The sequence below is a fragment of the Flavobacterium kochi genome (genome assembly GCF_048286715.1).
In the GTDB taxonomy this organism is placed as follows: Bacteria; Bacteroidota; Bacteroidia; order Flavobacteriales; family Flavobacteriaceae; genus Flavobacterium.
In genome coordinates, this window is record NZ_JBLVPW010000004.1 from 105,871 (window position 1) to 123,571 (window position 17,701).

11 protein-coding genes are annotated in these 17,701 nt (G+C 37.6%); 9 read left to right on the plus strand and 2 right to left on the minus strand.

Translation table 11 applies throughout. From position 1 onward, the window contains the following. Nucleotides 1-435: 435 nt before the first annotated feature. Complete coding sequence (locus tag ACNQGH_RS05215) at nt 436-1,230, minus strand: gluconate 5-dehydrogenase (RefSeq protein ID WP_417954930.1); 795 nt, start codon at nt 1,228-1,230, stop codon at nt 436-438. An 18-nt stretch (nt 1,231-1,248) separates the two neighbouring features. Then, the gene (kduI, locus tag ACNQGH_RS05220) at nt 1,249-2,091 is read right to left on the minus strand and encodes a 5-dehydro-4-deoxy-D-glucuronate isomerase (protein WP_417954931.1); all 843 of its coding nucleotides are present in this window, start codon (nt 2,089-2,091) and stop codon (nt 1,249-1,251) included. 359 nt (nt 2,092-2,450) lie between these two features. Here kduI and ACNQGH_RS05225 point away from each other — a divergent pair, with 359 nt between their 5' ends. The 9 genes from ACNQGH_RS05225 to ACNQGH_RS05265 all read left to right on the plus strand — a co-directional run bounded on the left by ACNQGH_RS05225 (nt 2,451) and on the right by ACNQGH_RS05265 (nt 17,409). Next, on the plus strand, nt 2,451-3,476 hold the full coding sequence (locus ACNQGH_RS05225; protein WP_417954932.1) for a LacI family DNA-binding transcriptional regulator: 1,026 nt from the start codon (nt 2,451-2,453) through the stop codon (nt 3,474-3,476). A gap of 120 nt (nt 3,477-3,596) precedes the next feature. Continuing rightward, nucleotides 3,597-6,113 (plus strand): glycoside hydrolase family 95 protein, encoded by a 2,517-nt coding sequence (locus ACNQGH_RS05230; protein WP_417954933.1) that lies wholly within the window; start codon nt 3,597-3,599, stop codon nt 6,111-6,113. Between the two features lie 146 nt (nt 6,114-6,259). After that, nucleotides 6,260-6,421 (plus strand): hypothetical protein, encoded by a 162-nt coding sequence (locus tag ACNQGH_RS05235; RefSeq protein WP_417954934.1) that lies wholly within the window; start codon nt 6,260-6,262, stop codon nt 6,419-6,421. Nucleotides 6,422-6,568: 147 nt separating this feature from the next. Continuing rightward, nucleotides 6,569-8,176, plus strand: a complete 1,608-nt coding sequence (locus tag ACNQGH_RS05240; protein ID WP_417954935.1) for a glycoside hydrolase family 43 protein — start codon at nt 6,569-6,571, stop codon at nt 8,174-8,176. An 87-nt stretch (nt 8,177-8,263) separates the two neighbouring features. Continuing rightward, nucleotides 8,264-10,402 (plus strand): beta-galactosidase, encoded by a 2,139-nt coding sequence (locus tag ACNQGH_RS05245; RefSeq protein ID WP_417954936.1) that lies wholly within the window; start codon nt 8,264-8,266, stop codon nt 10,400-10,402. Nucleotides 10,403-10,538: 136 nt separating this feature from the next. Beyond that, the gene (locus ACNQGH_RS05250) at nt 10,539-11,939 is read left to right on the plus strand and encodes a glycosyl hydrolase family 28 protein (RefSeq protein ID WP_417954937.1); all 1,401 of its coding nucleotides are present in this window, start codon (nt 10,539-10,541) and stop codon (nt 11,937-11,939) included. A gap of 17 nt (nt 11,940-11,956) precedes the next feature. Then, nucleotides 11,957-13,609 carry a hypothetical protein gene (locus ACNQGH_RS05255; RefSeq protein WP_417954938.1) on the plus strand — a complete coding sequence of 551 codons (1,653 nt, stop codon included), beginning with the start codon at nt 11,957-11,959 and terminating at the stop codon, nt 13,607-13,609. A gap of 22 nt (nt 13,610-13,631) precedes the next feature. After that, entirely contained in the window at nt 13,632-15,944 is a 2,313-nt protein-coding gene (locus ACNQGH_RS05260; protein WP_417954939.1) for a heparinase II/III domain-containing protein, read from the plus strand. Between the two features lie 31 nt (nt 15,945-15,975). Beyond that, entirely contained in the window at nt 15,976-17,409 is a 1,434-nt protein-coding gene (locus ACNQGH_RS05265) for a glycosyl hydrolase family 28 protein (RefSeq protein WP_417954940.1), read from the plus strand. Nucleotides 17,410-17,701 lie beyond the last annotated feature (292 nt).

The following is a 17,701-nucleotide window of genomic DNA, read 5'->3' on the forward strand; positions in this document are numbered from 1 at the left end:
CTGTTGCGAAACTATCCCTAAATTACAGCAGCTGCATCATTTAGATAAAAAAATCCAAGTACTCTTAATTGTGTCCACCTATCGGAATTATACAATAATTTGATAATATGGGCTACTGTCCTACTATATTATAGTCTTAAACAGGGCTTATGCATTATCCAGAAGCAGAAAAACTTAATCTGGCTATTGGGTAATCTTTGCAATGACTACGACAATAAAAAGGCATTGCACAATTTTCAAACAGCATTAAGTTTGGCTAAATCAGCATCCGATAAAAAATTATTCACGAAAATATTTTTAAAAATCCCTTTGAAAATCCATAAGTTCCCAGCTCCTTTTAATGAAAAAGTTTTAAATTGATTTATAGTTAATAGACCAACTATAAATCAATTTAAAACAAATAATTTAAATACTATTCTTTAAACCTAATAGGTGCTATACTTCATTAGAAGGTTTTCCTATTGTTGCCAAAATACCACCATCAACATAAACAACATGACCATTAACAAAGTCACTTGCTTTTGAACTTAAGAAAATAGCGGCTCCTTGCAAATCGTCTGGATCTCCCCAACGCCCCGCAGGAGTTCTGCTTACAATAAATTCATTGAAAGGATGCCCATCAACTCTAATTGGAGCTGTTTGACTCGTTGCAAAATATCCTGGTCCGATTCCATTGGTTTGAACATTGAATCTAGCCCATTCTGTAGCCATACTGCGTGTCAGCATTTTCAGTCCTCCTTTTGCGGCAGCATAAGCACTTACCGAATCTCTTCCTAATTCACTCATCATCGAACACATATTGATGATTTTTCCAGAGCGTCTTTCAACCATTCCTTTGGCGACATATTTAGATACAATAAAAGGCCCTATAAGGTCAACTCGAATAACGGCCTCAAAATCTACAGTCTCCATTTCAAGAATAGGAGTTCGTTTAATAATCCCCGCATTATTAACCAAAATATCTATTGGTCCCACTTCTTTTTCAATTTTTTCAATACTTGCTTTTACTGCAGCATCATCCGTAACATCAAACAAATAGCCATAAGCTTCAATACCGACTGACTGGTATTCTTTAATGGCTGCATCAACACTTTCTTGTGAAGAATGATCGTTGACAACAATTTTTGCTCCTGCATGGCCAAGTCCTTTGGCAATTGACATTCCTAAACCATGAACACCACCGGTAATTAATGCAGTTTTACCTGTTAAATCAAATAAGTTTATTGACATAATTATTTATTTTAAAGTTTATTTTAATTCATTTATTTTACAAAAATCCATATCACCGTAATCTAAGTTTTCGCCAGCCATTCCCCAAATAAAAGTATAGTTACTCGTAGCTGATCCAGAGTGAATTGACCAAGGTGGAGAAATTACCGCTTCATTATTTGCCATCCAAATATGTCTTGTTTCTTGCGGCTCACCTATAAAATGACATACTGCCTGGTCTTCAGGTACTTCAAAATAGAAATAAACTTCCATCCTTCTGTCGTGTACGTGAGCGGGCATCGTATTCCATACGCTTCCAGGTTTCAACTCAGTCATTCCCATTTGAACCTGGCAGGTTTCTACAACACTGTTTACTATTAACTTTCTAATAGTCCTCGCATTTGCAGTTTCCATTGAACCTAATTCTACAACTTCAGCCTCTTTTTGACTTATCTTTTTTGTTGGAAATACTTTATGAGCCGGTGCCGAATTCAGATAAAACTTCGCCGGATTGGCAGCGTCATCACTATGGAAGATTATTTCTCTATTTTCTCTTCCCACATACAACGCTTCTTTGTACGCCAATTCATATTTTGTCCCATCAACCAAAACGGAACCGCTTCCACCAACATTGATAATTCCCAATTCTCTTCTTTCCAGAAAATATTCCGCTTTTAACGGATCTATTGTTTCTAATTTCAAAGCCGATTCAACCGGTACAGCTCCTCCTGCTATATACCTGTCATAGTGGGTATATACCAAGTTTACTGCATCAGGCTCCATCAAATTTTGAATTAAAAACTCTTCCCGTAATCTTGTGGTATCATACATTTTAAAATCGCGTGGCGAAGAAGCATATCGTACTTCAAAAGTGTTTTTCATAACTATATTTATCTAATTAGTAGCAAACTCTGTTTTATACAAAAACAGAATCTGCTGCAAAAGTACTATTTTATTTTAAAAATACAATCGATTGTATTTTATTGTCGTATTTTTGTACTGCATCAGTTAAAAGATCCACCTTTATTTTGTCAAAACCAAGGATTGTATTTATCCAATAGGATACTATATTGGGCGCAAAAATTTATATTTTTGAAGAATTATAACATTTAAATAGGCTATTCAGGAAGCAATACTGTCAGAAGACACCTAATTTTGCAATAAGTGAATTGTTTATTTTATATTAGAGGGCAAGACGCCTATTAAAACTAAGAAAAAAAACATCGAAATAGCATCATATAATGGAAAACAGCAAAGTAACTATACACGATATTGCCAAAGAATTAAAAATTGACAGCTCAACAGTTTCAAGAGCCCTGAACAACAACTCCAGAGTTACCCAGAAAACAAAAGACAGGGTGAACGCAAAAGCGTATGAACTTGGGTATCAAAGAAATCTGTTAGCCTCAAATTTGCGTAATAATAAGACCAATACTATTGGAGTCATCGTTCCCAGAATATCCCGTCATTTCTTTTCTTCAGCCATTGCAGGTATTGAAGAAACGGCCTATGAAGCCGGATACAATGTGATCATTTGTCAATCGTTGGAACAATTAAGCAGGGAACAAAAAATAGCACGGACACTTTCAGAAAACAGGGTTGATGGAGTTCTGATTTCCATTTCAATGGAAACCACAGATTGTGACTATTTGCAAATTTTCAAAAAAAATGGAACTCCTTTAGTTTTTTTCGATAGGCATTGTGATATTCCGGGTAACAGCAATGTACTTATTGACGATTTTCAAGGGGGATTTGATGCAACGGAACATCTTATTTTACAAGGATGCAAAAAAATAGCGCATCTTTCCGGACCACAAGAATTAGAAATTTACAAAAATCGATTTAAAGGATACCAATCTGCTTTAGAAAAACATGATATTACTTTAGATGAAAACTTGATTATACCCTCCAAACTAATGGAATCAGATGGTATTGAAAGTGCTAAAAAATTGCTTTCTCAACCGATAGCTATTGATGGAATTTTTTCTTCCAATGATACTGCAGCTATTAGCGCCTTACAATATTTAAAAGGAGAAGGCATTAAAATTCCTGAGGATATTGCAATTGTAGGATTTAGCAACGAACCTATTTCTTCTGTCATAGAACCTTCATTAACTACCATTGACCAACCAGGGTTTGAAATGGGAAAAATAGCCACCCATTTATTACTAACACAAATAAATGACAAATCAGGTTCAACTGTAGCCGAGACCATCATATTAAAACCTGTTCTTATAAAACGAAATTCTTCAAAAAGAGGAACCTAATCCTATTTTGATAAAAAATTAAACAACGCTACATAAATACTTCAATTTTAACAAACAGTTCAGAATAGTATTCTTTTAATTAATATATACTTTTGATCTTAATTTAATAATAAATAAATTATGATTTTTTCCAGCAAATCCCATTTTCCCCAAATACTATCATTTATAATTTTACAAGTCCTATTTATTAATTTTTGTGAAGCACAAGATAACGTTAGTTCGAATGCTAAAGAAGAAAAATTATGGTATAACAAGCCCTCCGAAAAGTGGGTTGAAGCATTGCCTGTAGGAAATGGTAAAATTGGAGCAATGGTATTTGGCGGCGTCGAGGAAGAGCTGTTGCAATTGAATGAAAGTACCCTATGGAGTGGAGGCCCGGTACAAACTAACGTCAACCCTGAATCCAAACTTTATTTATCCAAAATAAGGGAAGCCTTGTTGAAGAACGAAGATTATACAACGGCCAATGAGCTATCCAAAAAGATGCAGGGCTTGTATTCACAGTCCTATTTACCATTAGGAGATATCAGTATTAAACAAAATTTTAATAACGTTACCCCTACCGCTTACTATCGTGATTTAAATATCCAAAATGCCGTTGCTACCACCCGATTTACAATTAACGGAGTACAATATACCCGAGAAATATTTACATCTGCACCCGATAATATTATAATGGTGCGAATTTTTGCAAGTAAAAAAGGAGCACTTACGCTGGATATTTCTGCAAAAAGCGTATTGCGATACGGTCTTTCAACAAAAGGAAACAATGAGCTCATTATTAGCGGCAAAGCTCCCGCAAATGTAAATCCATCGTATTATAATCCAAAAGGAAAAGAGGCAATCGTTTATGAAGACCCCACCGGATGCAACGGGATGCGCTATCAATACCGCATTAAAGCACTTAGCAAAGATGGAATAATAACAATTACTAATTCTGATATCCACATCAAAAATGCGAGTGAAGTATTACTTTATATCGCAGCAGCTACCAGTTTTAATGGATATGATAAATGTCCGGATAAAGAAGGTAAAGATGAAAACAAGATCACATCGGATCTAATCAGTAAAGCAGTTAAAAAAAATTATTCTCAATTATACAATAGGCATATCGCTGATTATAAAAAATATTTTGACCGGGTTTCGTTTGTAGTAAAAGATACAACGAATAATAATGCCAATACTACATTACCCTCTAACGAACGCTTAAAATCCTATTCTAATGGTGCTTACGATCCTGGAATCGAAACGTTATATTTTCAGTACGGAAGGTACTTGATGATTTCCTCCTCCCGTCCAGGTGGACCACCAGCAAATCTGCAGGGCATCTGGAACAAAGAGCTTCGTGCGCCCTGGAGTTCTAATTACACCATTAACATTAATACCCAAATGAATTATTGGCCGGCAGAAGTCACCAACCTTTCAGAAATGCATCAGCCACTATTGGATTGGATACAAAACCTAGCTAAAAATGGAAAAGTTACCGCACGTGAATTTTATAATGCAGGGGGCTGGGTAGCGCACCATAATTCAGACCTTTGGGCACTAAGTAATCCGGTAGGCGATAAAGGTGCCGGCGATCCCGTATGGGCTAACTGGTGGATGGGTGGAAACTGGCTCACGCAGCATCTCTATGAACATTACCGTTTTACCGGCGATAAAAAATTTCTGGCCGAAAAAGCCTATCCAGTTATGAAAGAGGCGGCGCTATTTTCTCTAGACTGGTTAGTTGAGGACAAAAATGGATATTTAGTAACTGCCCCTTCTACCTCTCCTGAAAATAAATTTAAAGACAAGGCCGGAAATGAACAGTCGGTTTCAGTTGCTACAACCATGGATATGTCAATCATCCGGGATTTATTCAATAATTTGATTGAAGCATCAGAAACTCTGGGCACTGATAAAGCTTTTCGTGATATCCTAATTGCAAAACGGAGCAAGCTTTATCCTTTACAGATTGGAAAAAATGGAACGCTGATGGAATGGTATAAGGATTTTGAAGAAACTGATATTCATCACCGTCATGCTTCACACCTATTTGGCTTATATCCAGGAAGAGAAATAACTCCTTTACAAGCGGATTTTTTTACGGCAGCACGAAAAACGCTTGAAGTTCGTGGAGATGAAGGAACAGGATGGAGCAAGGGTTGGAAAATTAACTGGTGGGCACGATTACTGGATGGCGATCACGCGTACTCATTAATAAGACAACTGTTAAATTACGTAGAGGCCTCTAGTGGCAATTCACGTGCCGGAGGTACTTATCCTAACTTTTTTGACGCACACCCTCCGTTTCAAATTGACGGAAATTTTGCCGGTACGGCAGGTATGGCTGAAATGCTTCTTCAAAGTCAATCTGATTATATTCAATTACTGCCTGCCTTACCAAAGGCATGGAGTGAAGGCAGTATAAAAGGACTTATTGCAAGAGGCGGATTTGAAATAAATATGGATTGGAACAACCAGCAACTCAACAGTGGTTCAATTAAATCATTGAACGGTGCCCAATGTATCATTCGTACCAACGTGCCAATAAAAATATTGAATTCAAATAGTGTTTCTGACAAAACTGCAGATGGTTTCCAAATTTCATTTAAAACAATTAAAGGCAAAAGCTATCAGTTAGTCAAATCATAAAATAGATCTATTTTGCAAACAGACCAAATTTCCAAATTTTTACCCAGTCGTTTTATCAAAAATAAAATTGCTGTAGCTACTCTACTGTATCAGGTGTCGTTAACACAAAAATCTGAAAAGTCTTTTGATAAAAAAGACTTTATGGCTTGAACATTTCACAAAGATGCGGACAACAGCAATCCAAAAACATAAAAAGATTGTTTATTTCCGAGGGTAGCTATTTACGTAGAAATGGAAAACCGTTGATTCATGCACTTTCTAATTTTTTTACAATTGATGATTTCGACAGTGATAATCGAATCATGTAATTTCAGGAGCAAGAGCGTGCAACTGTTTCCTTATTTTTCGAAAAAAAAAGAAGAAATCTGTTACCATCAATGGCAAAAAGCTATAGGTGAATCAATTCAGATTCCAAATTATCAAAATTAAAAACATATAACTTTTAATTTTACAGTATGCTCAAATTTAGAATTATATTGCTGCTTATTTGCCTGCAAACAAACTCTTTTATTTCACAAGCCCAAATATCGGATAAATGGGGTGACCAGCAGAACGGAGTCTATGCAAACCCAATCATTCCGGCTGACTACAGTGATCTTGACGCTATACGCGTGGGTAACGACTATTATGCCATTTCCTCAACCATGCAATACTCACCAGGTATGGTGGTACTACATTCTATAGATCTTGTGAACTGGGAAATTATCGGTCACGTAGTAGATGACATTACCCGCATAAACCCAGAACTAAACTGGGACAGAATGAATTGCTATGGAAAAGGCATCTGGGCAGGTTCAATACGGTATTATAAAAATAAATTCTGGGTGTATTTCGGTACGCCAGACGACGGATTCTTTATGAGTTCAGCCACCAATCCTGCTGGTCCCTGGGAACCGATTTATCAAGTATGGAAAGTTTCTGGTTGGGACGACTGTTGTTCGTTTTATGACGACGATGGTCAATTGTATTTCCTCGCTACTAATTTTGCCCTTGATCCGAAAACCAATAAGAAGTACAACATTCATTTGTTCAAAATGACCCCTGACGGGAAAAGCCTGATTATGGAGTCCGACACGATTATTCACCAATCACACGGGAGTGAGGCCAACAAGTTGTATAAAATCAACGGGATTTATTATCATTATTTTAGTCATGTCACTGATGAAGGTCGGGTGATAATGATGGAGCGTTCAAAAAGTTTACAAGGGCCATGGGAAATAAAACAACTGAATCATGTTGATGCAAAAAAAGATAAGGAACCCAACCAAGGCGGATTATTAGAGACTGCATCTGGGAAATGGAGTTTCTTAACCCATCATGGTACTGGTAGCTGGGAAGGACGGGTGGTCAGCCTATTACCCGTAAATTGGATTGATGGATGGCCTATTATAGGTGAAGTTGGCAACGACAAAATAGGCAACATGGTTTGGTCTGCCCCAAAACCAATAAAAAAGAAAAGTAAACTGGCAATTCAAACCAGTGATGAATTTAAATCATCTGCTTTAAACGTGCAATGGGAATGGAATTATCAACCTCGGGCAAACAAGTGGTCTTTGACAGATCGCAAAGGCTTTCTTCGTCTTTATGCCTTTAAGCCGATAAGACCTGAAGACAATAAAAAGATTATCCTCAGAGCAGGAAATACCATTACACAACGTAGTATGCGTACAAAAGACAATGTAGTAACTGTAAAAATGGATATTAGTAATATGGCCAACGGTCAGTACGCTGGATTAACTCATTTCTCTACCGAAAGCTATAGCACTTTCGGGATAAAACAGGAAAATGGAGAGCGGTATTTGGTGTATGACTACAACGGGAAAGACACTAAAGGAATTAAAATCACCGGAAAATACATCTGGTTCAAATCCACATGGGACTTCAACGGCATAAACCGTTATTTTATAAGCACCGATAGCAAATCCTATGTTTCCTTTGGCGGTAATTCTCAATTAACTTGGGGAAGTTACAGAGGCGACCGAATCGGTATTTTCAACTTTAACACCAACAATGAAAAAGGAGTTCTTGATATTGACTGGTTCCGATACGATTATTCTAAATAATAATCCGATTACATAATACCGACAAAAACGATAGTTAATAAAACAATTAAAAGTAAAACATATCAATTAGCCAAATTATAAAAAATTATGTTACAAATAATCCGCATTTCAAACCCTATTTGCAGTCGTTTTATTATAAATAAAATTACTATAGCTATACTGCTGACAGCTTGTTTACAAGTGTCCTTTGCACAAAAATCTGAAAAGTTTTTTGATAAAAAAGACCTTATGCTGGTGGGTAGTTATTATTACCCGGAACAATGGCCAGAATCCAATTGGGAAAGGGATATCAAAAAAATGGCTGACCTTGGTTTTGAATTCACCCATTTCGGTGAATTTGCCTGGTCAACAATGGAACCGGAAGAAGGAAAGTATAATTTCGAATGGCTGGATAAAGCGGTAATACTGGCAGAAAAACACCATCTCAAAGTAGTGTTATGTACACCTACCCCCACTCCCCCAGCCTGGCTTTCTCAAAAGCATCCCGACATATTAATGGTGAATGCCGAAGGGCGTACGATACAACACGGTGCAAGGCAACAGGCATCATGGTCAAGTAAAACCTATGAGGAATACGTTACTAAAATAGTGACTTTACTGGCTGAGCGTTACGGTAACAATAAAACCGTTTGGGGATGGCAGATTGATAATGAACCCTCTCATTATGGAGCTTCTTTTGACTACAGCGACAACGCCCAAAAATCGTATCGAGAGTGGTTGAAAAACAAATACAAAACCATAGAAACCTTAAATAAGGTATGGGGAAATGCTTTCTGGAGTCAAGCCTACAATAATTTTGAACAGATCCGCATTCCTAACCAAAAGGAATTGGTACAACAGGCCAATCCTCATGCCATTCTTGATTTCAAACGCTTTACAGCGGATGAAGCCGCCCGTTTTGTTATCCTGCAGAAAAACATACTGCGTAAATACATTAAACCTTCGCAATGGGTAACAACCAATCTCATGCCGCAGCATTCAGCCGTTGATCCGCTGAGAATGAAAGAACTGGATTTCCAAACCTATACCAAATATCTGGCAGAAGGATATGATCTGGGACATGGGGAACAGGGCTTCCGGATGGGATCAGCGAACAGCATTGGGTTTTCAAATGATTTTTTCAGACCCATAAATGGGGTAAGCGGTGTAATGGAATTACAACCCGGACAGGTAAACTGGGGATTGTTTAATCCACAAACTATGCCTGGAACAGTACGGATGTGGATGTATCACGTAATGGCAGGCGGTAATAAATTTGTTTGTAATTACCGTTTTCGCCAACCTTTGTCCGGAGGGGAACAATACCATTATGGTATCATGAAAACCGATGGTATTACGGTGAGTCGCTCGGGTGATGAATATGTAAAAGTGATAAAAGAATTACGGGAACTGCGCAAATGGTACAAACCCGAAACAACAACACCGGCTATTCTCATTAAAAGAAAAACAGCTATTCTTTACAACCCGGACAACCGCTGGGAAATGGAATATCAGCCTCAAACCAATCAGTGGGACTACATGGCTCATGTAAACCGGTACTATAAGGCACTTAAATCCTTTGGAGCCCCAGTTGATGTAATTGATGAAAGTAACGATTTTTCCAATTATCCATTTTTAATAGCACCCGCTTATCAGCTATTAGATGATCAACTGGCCACCCGATGGAAAACCTATGTGGAGAATGGTGGCAACCTGGTTCTTACCTGCCGTACAGGCCAGAAAGACCGGGAAGCCCATTTATGGGAAGCCCTGTTTCAAAAACCAATCCTGGAATTGATTGGAGCCAAAGAAATTTATTTTGATTTGCTGCCAACCACCTTAATGGGAAAAGTAAAAATGAGCGAAACTTCCTTTGACTGGAATAACTGGGGAGATGTTATAGAACCGCAGGATGCCTCAACCGTTTGGGCAAACTATACCGATCAGTTTTACAAAGGAAAAGCTGCGGTTTTACATCGTAAATTAGGCAAAGGTACTGTTACCTATATTGGTCCTGATACCGATGACGGACAGTTGGAAAAGGAAGTACTGCAAAAAATATTCAACAACGCAAATGTGCCCACCCTTTCATTACCGGATGGGGTATTAGTCGAATATAGTAATGGTTTTTGGTACGGATTTAATTATTCTTCACAAAATCAGGAAATTCCGGTACCCGCTAATGCGAAAGTACTTATCGGACAAAAAATACTTAAACCAGCAGAAGTTGTTATTTGGAAAGGATAATGTGTGACAATGAAATTAATTACGATTTAACCAACAGAACAGAATAGTTTTCTCTTAAATAAAAAATAAATTTGAGTTTTTATTTTTAGGATAAACAAAACTTAAACGAACGGTAGATTAAATAAAATAAATTAGAATGAAACACTATTTTTGGATTTTCATATCTTGTATTTCCTCTGTAATACAAGCACAAAAATTAGTTACTTATGAGGCACCAGCTGGCATAAAATATACTGCGCATAATGATGATTTTACAGTCAAAGTGCGTCAGCCAGGTGGTGATTGGATTGATTTGTTTGAGTATAATGTTCAGGTCGATTTAGATAACGTACAAAATGCCTCGATGGTTTCGTTTGATTTCACTGGAAAAGTTGAAGTTTCAGTCCGTAAGAACAATGGGGCAGTGAATTCGGTACAACTCCGACCACTATCCTACCAAATATCACCAGAGATAAATGGAAATGTAATTACCTTTTCATTGGACCAACCCCGTAAAATATCGTTGGAAATAAATGGAGACAAACTACACAATCTGCATGTTTTTGCGAATTCAATTTTAACAGAGAAACCAGATTTAAAAGATCCGAATGTGATCTATTTTGGTCCGGGTGTTCATCAGCCTAAAGATTTACCGGGCGATGTTTTTCATATTCCTTCAGGAAAAACAGTTTTTATTGACGGTGGTGCAGTTATTAAAGCAAAACTTTTGATAGATCATGCCCACGATGTAAAAATCATCGGGAACGGCATTGTTTTCCAGCCTGAAAGAGGCGTTGAAATTCGTCATTCTAAAAACATAACAATTGACGGACCTATTTTCATAAATCCGAGTCATTATACCATTTATGGCGGAGAAACAGATGGATTGACCATTCGTAACATCAAGTCATTCAGCTGTAAAGGCTGGAGTGATGGTATTGATCTGATGTCGTGTTCAAATGTTGTAATCGACGACGTATTTATGCGCAATTCCGATGATTGTATTGCAATTTATGGCCATCGATGGGAGTTTTACGGTGATGCCCGAAATTATCAGATTAAAAATTCAACGCTATGGGCCGACGTTGCCCACCCCACCAATATTGGACTGCACGGTAATGCAGAAGCCGGCGGCGACACGATTGAAAACATCACATTTAGCAACATCGACATTCTGGAACATGACGAAGATGACCTTAATTACCAAGGGTGCCTAGCTATCAGTGCCAGTGATAACAATTTGGTTCGGAATATCACTTACGAAAACATCCGAATTGAAGATTTCCAAGAAGGACAACTTTTCAATTTTAGGGTATATTTCAACGAAAAATATAGTGGTGCACCTGGCAAGGGTATAGAGAATCTACTATTGAAAAATATCCAATACAATGGAAACTCAGCCAATCCATCTGTAATTAACGGTTACAGTAAAGATTGTATTGTTAATCGAGTTCGGATTGAAAATCTAAAAATAAATGGAAAATATAGTAAGAACACAACAGAAGGAAATATACGAATTGGAGATTTTTCAGAAGATATAAAATTTACGAAAAAATAATCTCAAAACACTTCTAAATGCTACTAAACCTATTTATACTATTTAAAGTAAGATTACTCTTAAACAAATTAAGTTTTTTAATAATAGTACTTTCTTTATTATTAAGCACTCCAGTTGTCGCCCAATACCAGTGGTCAGTTCCTCTTACTTCTATTATTTCTAACGAAACCAAAGAACCCCCTCAAGCCTTTTTGAGGATTCCTGAAAATTGCAAACATGTTCGAGCCGTTTTAATTGGTCAGCATAATATGACAGAAGAAACTATTTTTGAGAATCCTAAATTTCGAAAAGAAATGGGTAAATTAGACATAGCGATCGTTTGGGTTTCTCCAGGATTCAATATGTTGTTTGACTTCAATAATGGTGCTGGCGAGCAGTTCGAATCAATCATGAATGCCTTGGCAACAGCATCAGGCTATACAGAACTACAATTTGTTCCTGCAATTCCTATTGGACATTCAGCCTATGCTACGTATCCTTGGAATTTTGCAGCATGGAATCCAGCAAGAACATTGGCAGTTCTATCCATTCATGGAGATGCTCCCTTAACAAACCTCACCGGATTTGGACGTCCAAATATGCAATGGGGAAACCGAAACATTGATGGCGTGCCTGGTTTAATGGTCGAAGGCGAATATGAATGGTTGGAAACACGAGTACAACCAGCACTCGATTTTCAGCAACGTTTTCCAGCTGCTACAGTCTCTTTTTTATGTGATGCCGGACACGGTCATTTTGATATTTCGAATGAACTAATAGATTACCTCATTTTATTCATCAAAAAAGCGGTACAATACCGGTTACCATCAGCAACAGCCCTTGACAAACCAGTCCTATTAAAACCTCTGGATCCAAGAAAAGGCTGGCTCAAGGAAAGATGGAAAAAGGATTTAAAACCCACTTATTCCGCTGCTCTTTATAATCAGTATAAAGGAGAAAAAAAAGAGGCTTTCTGGTATTTTGATCAGGAAATGGCTCACGCAACCGAAAAGTTTTACGCCAAAGTTCGCGGCAAAAAAGAACAATACCTCGGCTTTAGCCAAAATGGAGCCTTACTCCCTTTTAATCCAAAACAACATGCCCGCATTTTTGGCAAGTTCTCTCCTGAAGCGGATGGACTTACTTTTCATGTACAAGCCCTTTTTACCGACACCTTGAGGACGAAATCCATTGGTAATCATGCGAAAGCAAACCCTACAATTACCAGAATATGTGGTCCTGTTGAAAAAATAAATGATACGACCTTTACTGTTCGTTTCTATCGAATGGGACTGGATAATGAGAAGAGAACCGGAGATATTTGGTTAATGGCAAGTCATCCGGGAGACAAAAACTACAAGAGTAGTGTGCAGCAATTCAATGTGAGAATACCATTGCAAAATAAAGACGGGATAGATCAACACATCCGTTTTCCAGCAATACAAAATATAAAACAAGGGATAAATTCCATATCTTTAAAAGCGTCTTCGGATAGCGGGATGCCCGTTTATTTCTATGTACAGGAAGGCCCGGCAGAATGGAAAGACGGGAAATTAATTTTTACAAAAATTCCGCCGCGAAGCAAATTCCCTATTAAGATTACTGTGGTAGCTTGGCAATATGGACGTTCTATTGAACCCAAAATAAAATCAGCTACACCAGTTGGACAAACTTTTTATATTTTAAAATAAAAAATAATTAAATATTCTTTAAATGAATACTAGTAGAAAAATGAAAAAATATTTATTGTTAATCAGCTGCGTATTTAGCATCACCGTTTCTGCACAAGGACGAAAATATTTATTACACACTGATGCCAATATTTCCCGTTTGAAAGAACAGATTAAAAATGATCCAGAGGTCAAAAAAGTTTGGGAGAACCAATTACAAAAAGCGGAAGACATCCTTAAACGGGAGCGCTCAAGTGCACCTGATTTACAGGAACTGGGATTAGCATACCGAATGACTGGCGACTCCCGTTTTGCAGAAAGAATTAAACAAGTCTTACTAAACGTTATAAGTCAGCAAACTTGGGAAGGACAGGATTTATTGCAACGCTCTCCACCATGGAAAGGTGGTTTAGGAACTGCTCATACGAGTTATTATATGGCCATCGGATATGATTGTGCGTACAATTATCTCACGCGATCCGAACGAAAACAAATTGCTGACGGAATCGTTAAATTAGGAATCAAACCTGCTATGGATGATTGGCTTAACCCTGAAACGAATATTCATACTTTTGATACTATGGGACATAATTGGTGGAGTGCCTGTGTCGACATGGCTGGATTTGCTGCATTGGCAGTAAAAGACGAGATTCCCCACGCTCAAAAATGGGCTACTGAAATTTCAGAAACAGCTACAGAATGGGTTAATTTTTCTGGAAATGTGATGGATAACAAACCAATGACTTTCGGCCGTGATGGTGGATTTTATGAAAGTATAAACTACGCTAGTTTTGGTTTTTCTCAATATTTGCTTTTTCGTTATGCCTTCCAAAATGTACTTCCGGGAGTACAACTGCCTGAGGTCCCGGCTATGGAAAAAATGGCTGACTTTTTTATTCAAACAACATATTACACGAAAGACGTACCACTATCTGTCAATTTTGGCGACGGTAGCATCAAAAGAAATGGAAATTCCTGTGTGCTATTATTATGGAATCTAGGTGTTCATAAAGACCGTTATGCCTGGTATTTGCAAAAAACAATGAAAGGTTCAGACAAAGAAGGTCTTGAACTGGACAGCCCGCAAGGACTGATTTTATATCCTGATTTTTCAAATCAAAAAGAAGTAAAAGTCCCTGACCTTCCTGAATCAAAACTGTTTTCAGACATAGGCTGGGCCACTTTGCGTAATTCATGGAAAGACAATTCAACCATGCTTGGCATCAAATGTGGTACTACCTGGAACCATGCACATGCGGATGCCGGCTCTTTCATCTTGTTTCACAATGGTAAAAACCTGCTTATCGACTCCGGAAATTCATCCTATGGCCGACCGGAATACACCGAATATTACTGCCAGAGCGAAGCGCATAATGTAGCACTTTTTAATGGGAAAGCCCAAAGCAGGAAAGATTCGTATTTTGGGGTAAAAAATGAAGGACACCTTTATAATTTGCTTGAAGCTGATAATATGAAATATATTTTTGCGGATGCAACTGGTCCAACTTCGCAATGGTTTTCCCGAAACTACCGCCATTTTTTATGGGTAGGTGATGTTATTCTGGTGATGGATGATCTCGAATCCTACGAGCCCGGAAAGTTTGAATGGTTGCTGCATTACAATGGGGAATCAAAACGTCGTGGATTGGATCTATCGGTTAAAGATGGTGATGCAGAAGTATTAATCCATCCGCTTTATCCAGAGACATTTCCTGATGGAGGACTGCCTCATGACTTTCCGGAAAAAATGCGTTTAGAAGAAAAATCAGGACTGAAAGATCATGAACCGGATATCAAACAACCCTATTGGTCCATCAGTCATTTTCAAGAAACCAACCGCACCAAATTCATTACTGCCATCACCTTGAAGAGTGATCAAAACAAAGATAATTTACCAATTATTGAACGCTTTGACGGAAAAGACTTTTTAGGAATCCGAATAACCCAAATGGGACAGACAACGGAAATCTATCTAAACCTATTGGCCGACGGCCGAATCAAACATCGCAATAGCCTCAATGTAATGAACGGCTGGGATACCGATGCGTATCTGATGGTTTTAACATTTCCCGAGGATGCGGACAGCAGCAATCCAAAAAACATAAAACGATTGTTTATTTCCGATGGTAGCTACTTGCGCAGAAATGGGACACCATTAATTCATGCACTCTCCAAATTCTTCACCATCGTGGATTTTGACGGTGACAACCGAAGCATGCAATTTCAGGGACAAGATCAGGTAGCTGTTTCTCTATTTTCTGAAAAAAATCAGCAATCGATCAGCGTCAACGGCAAAAAGGTAGCAGTCGATTATAATTCGGATTCTAAATTGTCAAAAATCGTCGTGAAAAAATAATTCTTATTAAAATTAATTCAATCTTTATTCAATGAAAAAAATAGTTACCCTACTTCTATTCGCCTGTTTCAGCCTTTGTTTACATGCACAAGAACTAATCACATTTCCGGCATCAGACAGTATTCCTCATAATGATGATTTTACCGTAAAGGTGAGAATCCCGGGTGGAAAATGGCAGGATTTATATGAATATGAAGCTCTGGTAGACATGCATAACGTTACCAAAAGTTCTATGGTAAACTTTGACTTCAAAGGAACTGTTGAGTTTGCTGTAACGTACAATCGGGGAATGGTTCAGTCTGCCCGAATCCGTCCGTTGTCTTATGGATTCCAACCGCTAATAAATGGCAACACACTAACATTTTCGCTTTCAAAACCCTGTAATCTTTCTGTTGAAGTCAATGGTGACATTTTTCACAATCTGCAAATTTTCACTAATGCACCCGAAACTTACAAACCTAATCCCGAAGATAAATCAGTAATTTATTTTGCTGCGGGCTTTCATAAAATCAAAGACAATGTACTGCATGTCCCAAGTGGCAAAACGGTATATCTGGCCCCAGGGGCGGTCCTCAAAGCTTCCATTCATTGCTACAATGTTAAAAACGTACGCATTTGTGGCCGTGGAATTGTTTATAAAGCCGATGATGGCGTGGGTGTGAATTTCTCAGACCAAGTTCAAATTGAAAATCTTATTTTTCTAAATCCAAACCATTATACTGTATCCAGCGGTCAATCTACCAATCTAACAATCAAAAACATCCGCTCTTTCAGCTCCAAAGGTTGGGGCGATGGAATCGATTTATTTAGCAATACTAATGTTTTAATTGATGGCGTTTTTATGCGTAATTCCGATGATTGTATCGCTATTTATGGACATCGTTGGAAGTTTTTCGGAGATTGTCGAAATGTAAAGGTCCAAAATGCAACACTTTGGGCCGATGTGGCGCATCCTATTTTAATTGGAACCCATGGAAATCCGGAGCCGGGTAAATCCGAAGTAATCGAAAATATAAAATTTGAAAACATCGATATTTTGAATCATGATGAACCTCAAATTAATTACCAGGGCTGCATGTCTATTAATGTCTCTGATGAAAATTTAGCCCGAAATATTTATTTCGAAAATATCCGGGTAGAAGATTTTGAACAGGGGCAACTTATTAATTTAAGGGTCACCTTTAATAAAAAATATGCAAAAGCTCCTGGGCGCGGGATTGAAAATGTGTTTTTTAAAAACGTGAGCTATAACGGGAAAAATGCCAACCTCTCGATTATCGAAGGCTATTCACCGGAGCGCGGTATTAAAAATATTGTATTCGAAGGTTTGAAAATAAACGGCACTGAAATATCCGACAAATCGATTAATAAACGCCACATGCAACTATCTGATTTCGCCAGATTCTATGAAGGTTTGTATGTAGAGGGGCTTGTTTACAAATCATTAGACGAAAGCATAAAATAATGCTTATAAAAATTACATGGTAACTATCACGCAAACCAACATTCCAAAACAGGAAATCTTTCTCGATTTCCTGTTTTTTTTTTGCAAAAACTAATTTATAATTTATCAATGGCATCCCTGAAGTCCTTAATTTACTCCAAAAAAAGTACTACAGCGAATTAAGGCAATTGTTTCGACTAAAAACAGACATTCAAGTTCATCTTAAATCAGAGCAATCTATTTCACTATTTTTTTAATTATTTAAAATAATTAACAACCAATTTCACTTAAAATTAATTTTAGTGTTTTTTTA